We start from the raw sequence: 15,068 nt of genomic DNA, 5'->3' as shown, positions 1-15,068 counted from the left end.
TGCGGGCCGCGCTGCCTGCCGGCGCCGCGTCACGAATGCGCTGACCTCACTGCTCCGCCAGCGCGAGCACGTCGGCCCAGATGCCGTCGTCGACGGCAACGCCTTGCTGCCGCTGTTCGATGCGGGTCCGCAGCGCGCTTTGCCCCGGATACAGCACCTCGCGGCTGTCTTCCGCGAGTTCCGACGTATTCACGTAATCGGCCACGCTGTCGGCGACCTCGTTCGTGAACGCTTCGCCGCCCAGCTTGCGCGGGTCGATCAGGATGAAGACCTGCGAGCAGCCGGTGCAGCTGCCCTGCTGCACGGCATCGATCCCGTTCGTCGCCAGCCCCTCCGACAGCACGGCGGCCAGCACGTCGAGCATGATCGCGAATCCCGAGCCCTTCCAGTACCCCATCGGCAGGATCCGCATCGACGCCTCGATCGGGCCGGGCTCCGCAGTCAGCTTTCCTTCGCTGTCGAAACCGGCCGGAAACGGCATGTTTTTACCCTTGAGGCGGGTCGCCTGCAGTTTTCCGTACGAGTACTGCGACATGGCCATGTCGAGCACGATAGGGCCCTTGTCCCGCGGCACCGCCATCACGAACGGATTGTTGCCGACGCGCGGTTTCCTGGCGCCCCAGCCCGGCATGCAGGATTCGGTATTCGTCCAGCAGATCGCGATGTAGCCGCGATCGGCCGCGTGCCAGCCATACGTGCCGCCGCGCATCCAGTGCGTCGTGTTGCGCAGCGCGACGATGCCGACGCCGTGCTCGGCCGCGATCGCCATCGCGCGCTCGGTCGCGGACAACGCATTGAGAATGCCGGGGCCGCGGTTGCCGTCCAGGATCTCGATCGCGCCGAAGCGCTTGACCGGCGTGGGAACGCCTTGCAGATCCACCCAGCCTTTGCGGACGTAGTCGACGAAGCGCGCGACGCGATTGATGCCGTGGGAGTTGACGCCGTCGCAGGTCGCCTCGGCATGCACCCGTGCGCAGACGCCGGCGTCGTGCTCGTTCATGCCCGCATTCAGGAGCGCGAGATAAATGGCGCCCTGCAACTCCTCGAACGGAATTCGGATCATCTTGCCTGTCTCCTGAAGTTCTTGTGATGCGGTTCGATCCGGCACCGGATGCCGCCGCCCCGGCTCGTGGCGCGAGCCGGTATCGCTCGTTAATCGCCCGCGAAATCGAGCAGGATCTTGCAGCTCTCGGCAGGCCGCTGCTCGGCCATCTCGAACGCCTGCGCGACATCGCGGAAACCGACCTTGTGCGTGACGATATGCTCGGGCTGGATCAGGCCGCGGCCGATCCAGTCGATGACCTGCGGGAACATCGCGCAGTTCAGCCGCGACGCGGCGAGCGTGAGTTCCTTCTTCGTCAGTTCCGCCTGCACGATCGCCGACGGTTCCGACGAGAAACCGAGCACGCCGATCCGGCCCGCCGGCGCCGCGAGCCGCACGGCCTCTTCCAGAATCGACGGATGGCAGACCGCGTCGAAGATCAGCGTCGGGCCGCCGTCCACGCCACGCCGCTCCAGCGCGTCGGGAAGCGACTCGACGCTCGTGTTGATGATCTCGTCCTCCGCCGCGCCGCACTTGCGCGCGAGCTGCAGGCGCGCATCGAGCCGGTCGGTGATGAACGCGCGGATGCCGTACACGCGCTTGAGCACCTGCAGGATCGTCAGCCCGACCGTGCCCGCGCCATAGATCAGCGCGACGTCGCCCGGCAGCACGCCGGTGCGCGACGTCGCATTCGCGGCGACCGCGAACGGCTCGACGATCGCCGCGCAGGTGTCGGCGATCTCCGCCGGAATCCGGTACGCGTTGCCGGCCGGCACGCAGGTGTACTCGCTGAAGCCGCCGTCGCGATGCACACCGAGCACGGTCAGGTGCCGGCACACGTTGCGCCGGCCGATCGTGCACGCATGGCAATGCCCGCAGCTGATCACGGGATCGACCGCGACGGTCTCGCCGAGCCGCGCCGCGTCGACGCCCTCGCCGACCGACTCGATCGTCCCGACGAATTCGTGGCCGATGATGCGCGGATACGATACGAACGGATTCTTGCCGTGAAAGATGTGCAGGTCCGAGCCGCAGATGCCCGCATAACGGACCTTCACGCGCACTTCGCCGGCGGCGGGCACGGGCAGCGGCACGTCGCGCACGCTCATGCTGTTCGGACGATCGACAACGACGCTCAACATTTCGGTTCTCTCCTTCGGATCTTCGCCGCTCACCAGTTCCACATCGACCCGTCGCGCAACCGGGCGACCGGCAGGTACGCGCGCTCGTACGGATACTTCTCGGCCAGCGTCTCGTCGATGTCGACGCCGAGGCCCGGCACGTCGTCCATCACGAGATAACCGTCCTCGAAGCGGTAGCTGTGCGGAAACACTTCGTCGGTCAACGGGCTGTGCGGCATCAGTTCCTGAATGCCGAAGTTCGGCGCCCACAACCCGAAGTTGACCGCCGCCGCCATGCAGACCGGCGACAAGTCCGTCGCACCATGAAAGCCCGTACGCACCTGGTACATCGCCGCGTAGTCGGCGATGCGCCGCACGTGCGTGATCCCGCCGGCGTGCACGATCGTCGCGCGGATATAGTCGATCAGCTGGTCGCGGATCAGGTCCTTGCAATCCCAGATCGAGTTGAACACTTCGCCGACCGCGAGCGGTGTCGTCGTGTGCTGGCGGATCAGGCGGAATGCGTCCTGGTTCTCGGCGGGCGTCGCGTCTTCCAGCCAGAAGAGACGATGCGGCTCGAGATCGCGGCCGAGCCGCGCGGCCTCGATCGGCGTGAGCCGGTGATGCGCGTCGTGCAGCAGGTGCGGCGTTTCGCCGACCGCGTCGCGCACCTTGCGGAACAGTTCCGGCGTATGGCGCAGGTAGAGCGCGGTATCCCACGGTTCTTCAGGCGGCAAGCCTTTTTCGGCGGGTTCGTATGCGCCCGCGGTCTTGCCGACGCCGTACACCTTGTCGAGCCCCGGCACGCCCGACTGCACACGGATCGCACGAAAGCCTTCCTCGATATGCGCGCGCACCGCGTCGACCGCTTCTTCATGATCGCGCCCGTTCGCGTGGCCGTACACCATCAGGCCGTCGCGGCTCTTGCCGCCGAGCAGCTGGTACACCGGCATGCCCGCGAGCTTGCCCTTGATGTCCCACAACGCCATGTCGATCGCGGCGATCGCCGTCATCGTCACGGGCCCGCGCCGCCAGTACGCGCCGCGATACAGGTATTGCCAGATGTCCTCGATGTTGCGCGGGTCGCGGCCGACGAGACACGGGAACACGTGATCTTCCAGATATGCGCGCACCGCGAGCTCGCGCCCGTTGAGCGTCGCGTCGCCGAGACCGTAGACGCCTTCGTCGGTCACGATCTTCACCGTCACGAAGTTCCGGCCCGGACACGTGACGATGGTCTGCAAGCGTTCGATTTTCACTGCGCTCCTCCAGCGGGCGATTCAGTCGACAAAGTAATGGGGCGCGCGGTTGCGCACGCCCGGCAGATGCGAGCCGATCCGGTCGACGTGCGTCGCGACCGATGCGCCGAGCAGCGCCATGTTGCGCGACGCGATATGCGTGAGAATCTGCTCGTGCTCCTGCAACGCGAGACGAGCGTGACCCTCGACGTCGTCGAGCAGCAGCCAGCGCACGCGATCGTACTGACGCTTGATTGGCTGCAGCATTTCCCACACGTGCGGCCGTCCGGCGAACTCGAACATGCGGGCGTGCATCTTCTCGTCGAGCGCGAAAAACACATCGACATCGCCAACGTCGACCGCGTCGCGCTGCGCGTCGATGAGCCGCGCGAGCTCGGTCAGTTGGGCGGGCGCAATCTTCTGCGCGAGTTCGACGTGGTTCGCGCATTCGAGCGTGCTGCGCGCGAACCGCCCTTCCTCGAGGAGCGATACCGAGATCGGTGCAACGAACGTGCCGACCTTCCGGTGGATCTGCACGAGCCGCTCGTCGGCCAGTTGCGCGAACGCTTCGCGCACGGGCGTGCGGCTGACCTTGATCGTGGTCGAGATCACGGCTTCGGATAACGCGGTGTGCGGCGGCAGCGCGCCCCGGACGATCGCGTTGCGCAGCAGCGCGTGCACCTGCTCCGTATAGGACCGGCTCTCGTCCAGCGAGAACGCCTGCAACGCCGTGACGACGACGCCTTCCTCAAATGCTGCGGTTTCGTTCATGTTTGCCGATGCTTCCGACTTGATATCGATAACTACCATGGTACACAACACAGCGAAATTGATCGAACTGGCGTTTACACCAGTAACTTCCAGCAAAAACCCGCAATAACCTTCGTCCATCCAACTATCTACCATGGTACATCTTGTTGCCGACCGTCATGCCACCTGCCCCCGATTTCCTGCGCACCGCGCCGCCCGGCACGCGCCGTCCCAGCTATGACCGGCACGCGGTCCGCACGGGCATCGTCCATCTCGGCCTCGGCGCGTTCCACCGCGCGCATCAGGCGATCCATACCGAGATCGTGCTCGAGCAGGGCGACCTGCGCTGGGGGATCGTCGGCGTCGAGCTGCGGCGGCGCCATACCGTCGACCTGCTCGCCGCGCAGGACCACCTGTACACGGTGACCGAGCGCGACGGCGGCGGCGCGCACACCCGGATCGTCGGCGCCGTGCACGGCACGCTGTTCGCGCCGGAATCGCTGCCCGCACTGCTCGCGCTGATCGCCGATCCGGGCGTGTCGATCGTCAGCCTGACCGTGACCGAGAAAGGCTATTGCCGCCTGCCGGGCGGCGGTCTCGATACCGACGATCCCGCCCTCCGCGCCGACCTGGCCGCTCCGGACACGCCGCGTACCGCGCTCGGCGTGATCGCCGCCGGCCTCCGGCAGCGGCCTGCCAGCGCGCCGCTCACCGTCGTCTGCTGCGACAACATGACGTCCAACGGCGACACGGTGCGCGCGCTGCTGCTCGACTACGCGGAACGCATCGACGACGGCGCGCTTGCACGACGCATCCGCGACGACGTCGCCTTTCCGAACAGCATGGTCGACCGGATCGTGCCGGCTGCCACGCCCGAGTCGCTCGACTGGGCACAAGCGCACCTCGGCGCGCGCGACGCGGCCGCGATCGTCTGCGAACCGTTCTCGCAATGGGTGATCGAGGATCGCTTCGCAGGCCCGCGTCCGCGCTGGGAAGACGCCGGCGCGCGCGTCGTCGCCGACGTGCGGCCCTACGAAACGATGAAGCTGCGGCTGCTGAACGGCTCGCATTCGGCGATCGCGTATGCGGGGCAACTGCGCGGCCGCGCGACCGTGTCGGACGCGATGGCCGATCCGGCGATCGCGGCGTTCGTCGACGGCGTGATGACGCACGACCTGCTCGCGACCGTCGACGTGCCGTCCGGCTTCGACGCGCACGACTATTGCGCGACGCTCGTGCGGCGTTTCCGGAATCCGACGCTCGCGCACCGCACCGAACAGATCGCGATGGACGGCACGCAGAAAGTGCCGCTGCGCTGGCTGCCCGCGCTCGCCCTCAGCGCGGCGGCGGGTGTCGAGCGCCCGTATCTGGAGCGTGCGCTTGCGCTCTGGCTGTACTACCTGAGCACCGCGCGCGACACCGACGGCCGGCCGCTGACGATCAGCGATCCGGGCGCGGCCGCGCTCGCCGCGACGCTCGGTGCTGCCGGCGACGCGAACGGCGCGGTGCGCGCGGCGCTCGCCAGTGCCGCGCTCGCCGGGCCGGCCACCTGGCCCGACGCGCTGGTCGCGCGCGTCGGCGCGCATCTGTCGACGCTGCGTGCGCACGGCACCGATGCGCTGCTCGCGCCGCTGCACGTGCGCTGACCGACCGCTCGACCGGTTCGCACCGAGACGCGCGAACCGCATGACGCCATCACAAGACATGACGGCCGGCCCACCGGCACGAAGGAGACGAACATGAAGCAAAAGACCCAGGCGTGGTTCACGGTATTCCTGCTGTTTCTCGTGTACGGCATCAACTATCTCGACCGCGTCGCGCTGTCGATCGTCGCGCCGATCGTGCAGACCGATCTCGGCATCGACGCCGCGCAGATGGGCCTCGTGTTCAGCACGTTCTTCATCGGTTATGCGCTGTTCAATTTCATCGGCGGCCTCGCGTCCGACCGGCTCGGGCCGAAGCTCGTGTACGTGCTGTCGGTCGGGCTCTGGTCGATCTTCTGCGGGATGACCGCGCTGACCGTCGGCTTCGTGAGCCTGCTGATCGTGCGACTGCTGTTCGGCATGGCCGAAGGCCCGCTGTGCTCGGCCGCGAACAAGATGGTCAACAACTGGCTGCCGCGCGACGCCGCCGCGACCGCGATGGGCCTGCTCAGCGCGGGCTCGCCGCTCGGCGGCGCGATCGCCGGGCCGATCGTCGGCCTGCTGGCCGCGCAGTTCGGCTGGCGGCCGGCGTTCTGGATCGTCTGCGCGATCGGGCTCGCGTGGGTCGTGCTGTGGATGGTGTCGACGTCGGATCGTCCCGCCGCGCCGGTGAACGACGCGCCGCTCGTGCCTGCCGCCGCATACACCGGCGACGGCGACGCATCGGCACCCGCGCGCACGCTGTCGCACTACGTGCGCCAGCCGCGCATCCTCGCCACGGCCGCTGCGTTCTTCAGCTACAACTACGTGCTGTTCTTCTTCCTGAGCTGGTTCCCGAGCTATCTCGTGCGCGCGCATCACCTCAACATCAAGGAGATGAGCGTCGCCACCGTCGTGCCCTGGCTCGTCGGCACGGTCGGCCTCGCATGCGGCGGCGCCATCTCGGATGCGCTCTACCGGCTCACCGGCAACCTGCTGCTGTCGCGCCGGATCGTCCTCGTCACCTGCCTGCTCGGCGCGGGCGCCTGCGTCGCGATCGCGGGCACCGTGCAGTCGACGCAAGGCGCGGTTGCGCTGATGTCCGTGTCGCTGTTCTTCCTGTACGTCACCGGCGCGATCTACTGGGCGATCGTGCAGGATGTCGTGCACCCGTCGCGCGTCGGCGGCGTGAGCGGCTTCCTGCACTGCATGGGCAGCCTGTCGGGCGTGATCGGGCCGGCCGTGACCGGCCTCATCGTCGAACGCAGCGGCTCGTTCGCGGCCGCATTCGTGCTGGCCGGCGCGATCGCGCTGACGGGCGCCGTGCTCGCAGGCGTGTTCGTGCGTAACAGCCGGCCGTCGGAAGTCTTGCGCGAACGCGCGGCGCATTGACGCCGCGCGACCCTTCGCCACGCGACGCCGCGCTCGCGGCGTCGCCCGCCGTCCCCCCAATCATCAGACCCCCGAATATCTCCCATCCGATATCGCGATTTCCGGTATCGATCGCGCGCCCCTAGACTGGCTACGCAATCGCGACGCCGCGCCGCCGCACGGCAACGCGACACGCCCCCACAATAACGATTCCGGGAGATAAGCCATGTCGGACCGGCACGCGCGCCGCGGCGCGCTCAAGACACTCGGCCTCGCGGCCGGCACCGCGCTGCTCGCCGCCGCGCGCCACGCTCACGCCGCCGCGCCCGAAACAGGCGCCTTGCTGCCCGGCGGCGCCGCGCACCTCGCCGACCTCACGCGCCGCCTCGCGGCCGCGCCGAGGCGGCGCGACTTCAAGACGGTGCCGATGATCCTCGAACGTCCCGACCAGTGGGATCACGCGGCGCTCGCCGAAGTGACCGGCTATCGCGGCGGCCCGAAGCAGGTGTGGGACAACACCGAACTCGGCGGCCCGTGGCTGAACCTGATGCGCAACTCGCTGAACGCGCAGATCTGGTCGTACGGTCATCCGGATTTCCTCGTCGTGTCGGCCACGCACGGCAGCGCGCATCTCGCGCTGTTCGACCAGGCCGCGTGGGACAAATACGGCCTCGCGAAACTCGCCGGCGCCGCGTTCCCGACCAACACGCTGCTCGACGCGAAACCCGCGCAGTCGAAAGGCGCGCAGGATCACGAGTTGCCCGATGGCGCGTTCTCGTCGCACGACAACAGCATCGCCGCATTGCAGCAACGCGGCGTCGTGTTCCTGTCGTGCCACAACGCGATCTGGGAACTCGCGGAGCGGCTCGACGGCGCGAACGCGAATCCCGACAAGCTGCCGCTCGACGCGCTCGCGGCCGACCTGACCAACCACGTGATCCCGTCGGCGATCGTCACGCCGGGCGCGGTCGGCACGCTGCCCGAATTGCAGCAGGCCGGTTTCACGTACGCGAAATGACGCACGCCATGACCTCGATCCTCACGCATTCGCCGTCGCGCCGCCGGCGGCGCCCGCTGCACGCCGCGCTGGCCGGCTGGCTGTGCTGCGCGTCGGCGCTGTCGCTCGCCGCGCCCGCCGACACCGCCACGAGCGTCTTTCCGCCCTGGCAGGACGGCCGCAACAATGACGCGACGCAACGCGGCCTCGAATTCACGGTGCCGCAGGTGGACGTGCTCGCCGATTTCCACGGCGACCTCACCGCGCCGAAGCTCGTGCTGTACGTCGGCGGCAACTACTTCTTCGCGATGGCGCCGCTCGTCGCGAAGTTCGAGGAAGACCATCCCGAATACCGCGGCCGCATCTACTGGGAAACGATCCCGCCCGGCCTGCTCGTGAAGCAGATCCACGCGGGCGGCACGATCACGGTCGGCAACATGACGTGGACGGTCAAGCCGGACGCGTATTTCGCCGGGCTCGGCAAGATCGACGGGCTGATCGCGGACGGCACGCTCGCGGGCCCGGCCGTGCCGTACGTGACGAACCAGCTGACGATCATGGTGCGCGCCGGCAATCCGAAGCGCATCGCGTCGCTGAACGATCTCGCGCGGCCCGACGTAAAGCTCGCGATGCCGAACCCGGCGTTCGAAGGCGTCGCGCGGCAGATCCGCGCGTCGCTCGTGAAAGCCGGCGGCGATGCGCTCGCACGCACCGTCTACGACGACAAGGTGCGCGCCGGCACGACCGAACTCACGCACATCCACCACCGGGAAACCGCGCTGTTCCTGATGCAGGGGCGCGCGGACGCCGGCGTGCTGTGGCAATCCGAGGGGGCGTTCCAGGAACAGGTCGGGCATCCGCTGATGCACATCGACATTCCGGCCGCGCAGAATACGACGGCGATCTACGCGGGGGCGATGGTGAAAGACGCGCCGCATCCGGAAGCCGCGCGCGCATGGCTCGCGTTCATCCGGTCGCCGGAGGCATTCCGGATTTTCCAGCGCTACGGCTTCGGCCGATACGATGCGGCGGCACCGGCGCAGCACCTCGCGCCTGCGGAGGACGGGCCCGCCGCAGGCTGACGACCCGGGCCGAACGCTCGGCTGCATGACAGCAAGCACGCACGCGAAAGACAACAAGGAGGGGACACGTGAACGACAAGATCGACACACGGCGACACCGGTTCGCGCCGCTGCTGCTTTCCGCGGCGGCGCTGCTGGCCGGCCACGCGCGCGCGGACGACGCGACGCTCGGCAAGACGCTCGCGACACAGGGCTCGGCGACGGGCGTCGCCGCCTGCATCGGCTGCCACGGCAGCCAGGGCGAAGGCAACGCGGCGGCCGGTTTCCCGCGCCTCGCGGGCACGAATGCCGCGTATCTGTCCGCGCAGCTCGCCGCGTTCGCGGACGGCAGCCGCCAGAACCCGGTCATGCAGCCGCTCTCGAAACTGCTGTCGCCGCACGAGCGCGACGCGGTATCCGCGTACTTCGCGAGCCTGCCCGCGCCGGCCGGCATCGTCCCCCCCGACGACACGTCGATCGATCCCGCGAACACCGGCGCGTGGCTCGCGACGCGCGGGCGCTGGTCGCAGAGTCTGCCTGCGTGCGCGCAGTGCCACGGCCCCGGCGGCCTTGGCGTGGGCACCGCATTTCCGCCGCTCGCGGGCCAGCCGGCCGCGTATATCGCCGGCCAGTTGAACGGCTGGAAACACGGCACGCGCCCGCCCGGGCCGATGGCGCTGATGCCGATGATCGCCGGCAAGCTGTCCGACGCCGACATCGACGCGGTGGCCGCCTACTATGCGCGCGGCGGCGCCGCACAAGGAGACAAGCGATGATCGACCGCACGACGCTGATCCGCCGCGCCCGCGCGACGCTGCTCGGCGCGGCCTGGATGCCCGCGCTCGCGTTCGCGGCGGCGCCGGACGCACCGGCCGCCGCTTCCGCATCGGCGGCAACCCCATCGGCAGCCAGGCCGTTCGCGCCGCCCGCCGAATCCGCGATCCCCGCCGACGGCTTCGGCAAGACCGTGAAGCTCGGCGAGCAGATCTTCCTGCACACGCCCGAGTTCGCGGGCAAGTACGTCGGCAACAAGCTGACCTGCGCGAGCTGCCACCTCGACGCGGGCCGCCGGCCCGATTCGAGCCCGATGTGGGCCGCGTACCTGCTGTATCCGGCCTACCGCAGCAAGAACGGCCACGTGAACACGTTCGCCGAACGCCTGCAGGGCTGCTTTCAGTACAGCATGAACGGCAAGGCGCCGCCGGCCGGCGACCCGATCCTCGTCGCGCTCGAAACGTATTCGTACTGGCTCGCGAAGGGCGCGCCGGTCGGCACGAAGCTGCCGGGGCAGGGTTTCCCGAAACTGCCGCCGCCCGCGCAGAAGGCCGACTACGCGCGCGGCGCCGCCGTCTACACGCAGCACTGCGCGCTGTGCCACGGCGCGGACGGCCAGGGCCAGTCGAGCGGCGGCAAGCCGGCGTTCCCGGCGCTATGGGGCGCGCGCTCGTTCAACTGGGGCGCGGGGATGGGCGACATCCGCAATGCGGCCGGTTTCATCAAGGCCAACATGCCGCTCGGGCTCGGCGGCACGCTGACCGATCAGGAGGCGTGGGACGTCGCGACCTTCATGGACAGCCACGAACGTCCGCAGGACCCGCGCTTCACCGGCTCCGTGCAGGACACGCGCGCGAAGTTCCACGATTCGCCCGACTCGATGTACGGGCTCAGCGTGAACGGCCGCGTGCTCGGCGCGCCCTGACGTTCGACCCGCGCGGCCGGCGCGGTCACGGATGCCAGCGATACACGACGATGCTCGACCCGTTGTAGTTGTCCTTCGTGATCACGTACTCGCCGGTCGAGCGCAGGTAGGCACGGACGCCGTACATCGAGTCGACGTCGTTGCCGACGTCCATCGCCGACGTGTTCGAATTCGTCAGCGTGGTAACGAGCGCGCCGCTGTTCAGGTCGAACACGTCGATGTTCGGCACCGTGTGCACGTAACCGACGAACAGGTAGTGGCCGGCCGCCGCGATCGACTTCGGATTCGCGCTCGTCAGGTTGATCACCGGATTCGGCGCACTCGTGTTGCCGTTCTTCCAGCCGTGATAGACCTCGATGTGCCCGTTCATCGCGGTCCAGTCCCAATTGCCCGCGAGGCCCTGCGCGAGGATCATCGTGTCGCTGTCCGCCTGGTAGATGATGCGCGTGACCGGCGCCACGGTGCTCGGCACCGGCGTCGTCGTCGGCTTGCCCCATGACGGCTTGCCGGTCGCGTCGAAGCCCGTCATCGGGAAGCGGGAAATCACGTTGGATCCGTTCAGCCCGGCCCACACGTCGCCGTTTCCGTCGATGTCGAAACCGGCCGTCACCTGCAGCGTCGTATTGAACGGCTTGCCGGGAAGCGAGCCGGCCGGAATCGCGATATAGCCGCTTGCCGTGTTGAAGTAATAGAAGTTGAAGTTGCCCGGGTTCTGCCCCGACGCGACGAGGATCCGGTTGCCGCCGACCGTCACGAGCTGGCCGAAATGCTGGCCGCGCTGATAGTCGTTCATGTCGAGGCGCGGGTCCTTCGGATAGGTGAACGGATCGACCGTGTTCGCGACAAACGTGCCGCCCGCCCCTCCCGTGTACACGTTGTTGCCGCTGTAGAAGAATGCGCCGTCCGTCGCCGGATCGGGCGCGGCGATGCCCTCGAAGTTCAGCGCCTGCAGCTTCCATTGCAGCGCGCCCGTCGGGCTGTACGAATGGAGATCGGTGCTGCCGTTGCGGCCGAGATCCCAGCCGCCGCCCCATGCGTTGTTCAGCACGTACAGGTTGCCGGCCGAATCCTTGCCGAGCGCCGCGACGCGCGTGAAGCGCTTGTCGCCGACCTGCCCCTTGATGCCGGTCGTCGTGTCGAGATAGCCGCCCTGCACGCCGAACGTGCCGACCTGCATCGGCAGGCCGAGCAGCCCGCTGTAGACCTTGATGTTCATGTCGGGCCCTTCGTCGCCCACCATCAGCTGGCCCATCGACGCATCGAAATACAGCGACGCCGGCCGCGCGCCGGCCGCCATCTGGACCGTGTTCATCGCGGTGCCGGTCGCGCTGAACTGCGCGACGACACCCGCGCTCTTGCGCGCGACCCACAGGTTGCCGGCCGCGTCGAGCGCCAGCGCGCCGGGCCCCGAGACGCCGATGTCGCGCTGCCAGACGCCGTCCGTCGTGTAGACGCGCACGCGGTTGCCGTAGAAATCGCTCACGTACAGCAGGTTGCCGGCCGTCGCGAGGCCGGTGATCACATCCGCGTACTGGATGCCCGTCCATGTGCTGACCGGGATGCGCAGGTCGCGCAGGTTCGTGCCGCGGTTGTAGCGGCCCACCGAGCCGCTGCCGAACGTGCGGTTGTAGCCGAGCGCGACGAACAGCGACGTCGAATTGCCGGTGATCGCGCCGCCCTGGAATTCGTCGTGGATGCCGATCGTGCCGATCGGCTGGCCGTTCTGGTACATCGCGACGCCGCCCGCGTTCTCGTCCCAGCGCGATGCCGTGTAGATCACGCCCTCGGGCGCGACCCACATCGAGCGTGCGCCGTTGCCCACGTGCGCGGCCAGCGTGCCGAATGTGTTCGCGAGCCAGTCGGTCGAATATTGCACCTGCGCGTGACTCGCGGGCGCCAGCATCGCCATGCACATTCCCAGCAACGCCGCGCGAATTTGTTTCATTGACATGAATAATGCTCCCAGACGATTGTTTGTCGACACTGTAAATCGCCGCGCATGAAATATTGGTGATTCCGGCAAAAGCGCATTCGCCGTTACCCCGAATTATTCACCCCGCGCTTTATTGCCGTCCGGTGCTTTTTCGTCAACGAAGGTCAAACCCGCCAACCGCGCCGCAACGGCCCGCCGGTAGCGCGATTCCGGCGCTTTTCTCCGGCATTTTCTTCCGGGTCGCCCAATGCGAATGCGTCATTTTTTCTGATATGCCGCATTGCCTTTCAATTCCCCGGAAATCGTTTCAATGATTACAAATCGAAATTGAAATGAAAGAGAAAAAATATTATCCGGCGCAATCGTCTTTTCACGAGCTTGCGGATCGGGTATGTCGCGCGGGCGGCGGCGGGAAGCGAGGAAGGGGGAGGATGAATGCGGCGGAGAAAGCCGCGCGCCGGCCGTGCCGGCACGCGGTCGCGATCGTTCAGTTCGCGTTGTCGAGCGTCGGGCCGTCCCAGCCGTCGAGGTATTTCGGCAGCGCGTCGACGACGTCGAGCACGCGGTGCCGGTAGAACAGATGCATCGTCGGCTGCAGGTCGCCGGGCAGTTGCCCGCCGTGCGCACGCGCGGTCAGGCTGTTCGGCACGACGCGCATGCCGAGCCGGTTCGTGCCGAACACGATCTCGCCGCACGACGCGCACCACGTGCGCGACATCGACTTCGTCGGATGCGGGAACGTCGAGCCACTACCGTCGACGGCAACCTGCTCCGGCGGCCACGCGGTCGCGGACAACATCGGCGTGCCGTAGAAATCGCGGCAGGTCGCGCAATGGCAGTTCGCACGCGCCGCCGGCTCGCCGCGCAGCGTAACGGTGATCGCACCGCACAGGCAGCTCGCGGATTGCGTTCGGGTCATGTCGCCTCCTCGAAACAGGGAGGCGACAGTATAGGAGCATGCCTGCAACGTTGCGACCGCAACGACCTCAGCGTCAGAACTTCTGGCGCAGCCCGAGGCTGACGATCGCCTGCGAGCGCGAGTCGGACGAGTGACCGTTCGCCTTGTCGGACACCGACGCGGTCGCGGCCACCGGCCGGCCGAGCGCGTCGAGCGTCATGCCCGATGCATGCTGGTACGCGCCGAGCAAGTAGACGCTGGTGCGCTTCGACAGGTCGTAGACGGCGCCGAGCGTGACGTTGTGGTACTGCGCGCGGTCGTCGACGCCATCGACATCGCTGCCGCGCGTGTAGCTGTAGCCCGCGAACAGTTGCGTCTGCGGCCGCACGTTCCAGCGCGTGAACACGCCCGCGACGTTGAACGTCGCGTGGCCCGTGAACAGCGATTGACCGCCGCTGCGGTACTGCACGTTGCTGTAGTTCACGCCGACGACGGCCGGGCCGAAGTCGTACGTCGCGCCGGTCGCGATGACCTGCTGCGACTGCGCGCTCGCATAACCCTCGTTGATCGACGAGTTGAACAGCCCGTCGTCGGTGCTCTGCCACTTGCCTGCCGTCGGGTCGGTCGCGCCCGTCTTGCTGTTGTCCGAGCGCTCGTAGCCGACGCCGACGCGCAGCGGGCCCGCCGCGTACGCCGCGCCGACGCTCCACGTGTTGCGCTGCTTCATGCTGCCCGGCTGGCCGCCGAAGCCGTACAGCGCGCCGAACGTGAAGCCCGAGTAATTGGCGCTCGTGTACTTGATCGCGCTGTCCACACGCGCGGTCTGGTCGAGATCGTCGATGTCGCCCGGGTGCGCGCCGAACCCGCCGATGAACGACGACGGGCCGACCGGGCTCACGAAGTCGTCGAGCGACGTGTACTGGCGGCCGAGCGTGACCGAGCCGTAGCGGTCGCTGCCGATGCCGACGAACGCCTGGCGGCCGAACTGGCGGCCGCCCTGCCCCGACGTGCCGTTCGTGATGTCGAAGCCGTTCTCGAGGACGAACAGCGCGCGCATCCCGCCGCCGAGATCCTCTGAACCCTTGATGCCCCAGCGGCTGCCGGACAGGTTGCCGGTCGTGAGCCCGACGCTCGAATGCCCGGTGTACGCGCCTGCCGAGCCGACCCGTTCGTTGCTGCGATAGGTCACGCCCGCATCGACGATGCCGTACAGCGTGACGGAGCTTTGCGCGGACGCGATGCCCGCGAGCGAGAGCAGCAGCGGCGCTGCGATCAGTTGCTTGTTCATGGTTGTCGTGTCTCCGGGCGGTGAACCCGTTGTTCTGGCTGACTGTTG

At 68.0% G+C, this 15,068-nt stretch carries 13 protein-coding genes; 6 read left to right on the top strand and 7 right to left on the bottom strand.

The window, feature by feature from the left end:
- Positions 1-46: 46 nt before the first annotated feature.
- From yiaK to H3H55_RS19230, 4 genes are all read right to left on the bottom strand, one after another.
- The gene (yiaK, locus tag H3H55_RS19245; RefSeq protein ID WP_193099797.1) at positions 47-1,063 is read right to left on the bottom strand and encodes a 3-dehydro-L-gulonate 2-dehydrogenase; all 1,017 of its coding nucleotides are present in this window, start codon (positions 1,061-1,063) and stop codon (positions 47-49) included.
- A gap of 89 nt (positions 1,064-1,152) precedes the next feature.
- Positions 1,153-2,184 carry a Zn-dependent oxidoreductase gene (locus H3H55_RS19240; RefSeq protein WP_193099796.1) on the bottom strand — a complete coding sequence of 344 codons (1,032 nt, stop codon included), beginning with the start codon at positions 2,182-2,184 and terminating at the stop codon, positions 1,153-1,155.
- Positions 2,185-2,213: 29 nt separating this feature from the next.
- Positions 2,214-3,422, bottom strand: a complete 1,209-nt coding sequence (manD, locus tag H3H55_RS19235; protein ID WP_193099795.1) for a D-mannonate dehydratase ManD — start codon at positions 3,420-3,422, stop codon at positions 2,214-2,216.
- Positions 3,423-3,443: 21 nt separating this feature from the next.
- Entirely contained in the window at positions 3,444-4,172 is a 729-nt protein-coding gene (locus H3H55_RS19230; protein ID WP_129515759.1) for a GntR family transcriptional regulator, read from the bottom strand.
- Between the two features lie 158 nt (positions 4,173-4,330).
- Between H3H55_RS19230 and H3H55_RS19225 the strand changes: the two genes are divergently transcribed.
- From H3H55_RS19225 to H3H55_RS19200, 6 genes are all read left to right on the top strand, one after another.
- Positions 4,331-5,797 (top strand): mannitol dehydrogenase family protein, encoded by a 1,467-nt coding sequence (locus H3H55_RS19225; protein ID WP_193099794.1) that lies wholly within the window; start codon positions 4,331-4,333, stop codon positions 5,795-5,797.
- A gap of 93 nt (positions 5,798-5,890) precedes the next feature.
- Positions 5,891-7,165, top strand: a complete 1,275-nt coding sequence (locus tag H3H55_RS19220) for an MFS transporter (RefSeq protein WP_193099793.1) — start codon at positions 5,891-5,893, stop codon at positions 7,163-7,165.
- A gap of 205 nt (positions 7,166-7,370) precedes the next feature.
- Positions 7,371-8,162 carry a transcriptional initiation protein Tat gene (locus tag H3H55_RS19215; protein WP_193099792.1) on the top strand — a complete coding sequence of 264 codons (792 nt, stop codon included), beginning with the start codon at positions 7,371-7,373 and terminating at the stop codon, positions 8,160-8,162.
- Positions 8,163-8,170: 8 nt separating this feature from the next.
- Complete coding sequence (locus tag H3H55_RS19210; RefSeq protein WP_226800304.1) at positions 8,171-9,223, top strand: substrate-binding domain-containing protein; 1,053 nt, start codon at positions 8,171-8,173, stop codon at positions 9,221-9,223.
- A gap of 68 nt (positions 9,224-9,291) precedes the next feature.
- Positions 9,292-9,978 carry a c-type cytochrome gene (locus H3H55_RS19205; protein WP_193099790.1) on the top strand — a complete coding sequence of 229 codons (687 nt, stop codon included), beginning with the start codon at positions 9,292-9,294 and terminating at the stop codon, positions 9,976-9,978.
- Positions 9,975-10,901 carry a c-type cytochrome gene (locus tag H3H55_RS19200; RefSeq protein ID WP_193099789.1) on the top strand — a complete coding sequence of 309 codons (927 nt, stop codon included), beginning with the start codon at positions 9,975-9,977 and terminating at the stop codon, positions 10,899-10,901. Before H3H55_RS19205 ends, H3H55_RS19200 begins: the two co-directional genes overlap by 4 nt.
- 25 nt (positions 10,902-10,926) lie before the next feature.
- Here H3H55_RS19200 and H3H55_RS19195 read toward each other — a convergent pair whose 3' ends face one another.
- From H3H55_RS19195 to H3H55_RS19185, 3 genes are all read right to left on the bottom strand, one after another.
- Entirely contained in the window at positions 10,927-12,852 is a 1,926-nt protein-coding gene (locus H3H55_RS19195) for an SMP-30/gluconolaconase/LRE-like region family protein (protein ID WP_193099788.1), read from the bottom strand.
- A 469-nt stretch (positions 12,853-13,321) separates the two neighbouring features.
- Positions 13,322-13,753 carry a GFA family protein gene (locus tag H3H55_RS19190; RefSeq protein ID WP_129515767.1) on the bottom strand — a complete coding sequence of 144 codons (432 nt, stop codon included), beginning with the start codon at positions 13,751-13,753 and terminating at the stop codon, positions 13,322-13,324.
- Between the two features lie 73 nt (positions 13,754-13,826).
- Positions 13,827-15,020 (bottom strand): porin, encoded by a 1,194-nt coding sequence (locus H3H55_RS19185; RefSeq protein WP_129515768.1) that lies wholly within the window; start codon positions 15,018-15,020, stop codon positions 13,827-13,829.
- Between the last annotated feature and the right edge of the window lie 48 nt (positions 15,021-15,068).

The organism is Burkholderia sp. Z1, from assembly GCF_014893795.1.
Lineage (GTDB): Bacteria > Pseudomonadota > Gammaproteobacteria > Burkholderiales > Burkholderiaceae > Burkholderia > Burkholderia theae.
Note: the sequence above shows the minus strand (reverse complement) of the source record. Positions and strands in the feature narration are given on the sequence as shown.

Bases quoted from the DNA above. Each gene is read 5' to 3' on its own strand.
- yiaK (WP_193099797.1), bottom strand. From the start codon at position 1,063: ATGATCCGAATTCCGTTCGAGGAGTTGCAGGGCGCCATTTATCTCGCG.
- H3H55_RS19240 (WP_193099796.1), bottom strand. From the start codon at position 2,184: ATGTTGAGCGTCGTTGTCGATCGTCCGAACAGCATGAGCGTGCGCGAC.
- H3H55_RS19230 (WP_129515759.1), bottom strand. From the start codon at position 4,172: ATGAACGAAACCGCAGCATTTGAGGAAGGCGTCGTCGTCACGGCGTTG.
- H3H55_RS19225 (WP_193099794.1), top strand. From the start codon at position 4,331: ATGCCACCTGCCCCCGATTTCCTGCGCACCGCGCCGCCCGGCACGCGC.
- H3H55_RS19220 (WP_193099793.1), top strand. From the start codon at position 5,891: ATGAAGCAAAAGACCCAGGCGTGGTTCACGGTATTCCTGCTGTTTCTC.
- H3H55_RS19215 (WP_193099792.1), top strand. From the start codon at position 7,371: ATGTCGGACCGGCACGCGCGCCGCGGCGCGCTCAAGACACTCGGCCTC.
- H3H55_RS19210 (WP_226800304.1), top strand. From the start codon at position 8,171: ATGACCTCGATCCTCACGCATTCGCCGTCGCGCCGCCGGCGGCGCCCG.
- H3H55_RS19200 (WP_193099789.1), top strand. From the start codon at position 9,975: ATGATCGACCGCACGACGCTGATCCGCCGCGCCCGCGCGACGCTGCTC.
- H3H55_RS19195 (WP_193099788.1), bottom strand. From the start codon at position 12,852: ATGTCAATGAAACAAATTCGCGCGGCGTTGCTGGGAATGTGCATGGCG.
- H3H55_RS19190 (WP_129515767.1), bottom strand. From the start codon at position 13,753: ATGACCCGAACGCAATCCGCGAGCTGCCTGTGCGGTGCGATCACCGTT.
- H3H55_RS19185 (WP_129515768.1), bottom strand. From the start codon at position 15,020: ATGAACAAGCAACTGATCGCAGCGCCGCTGCTGCTCTCGCTCGCGGGC.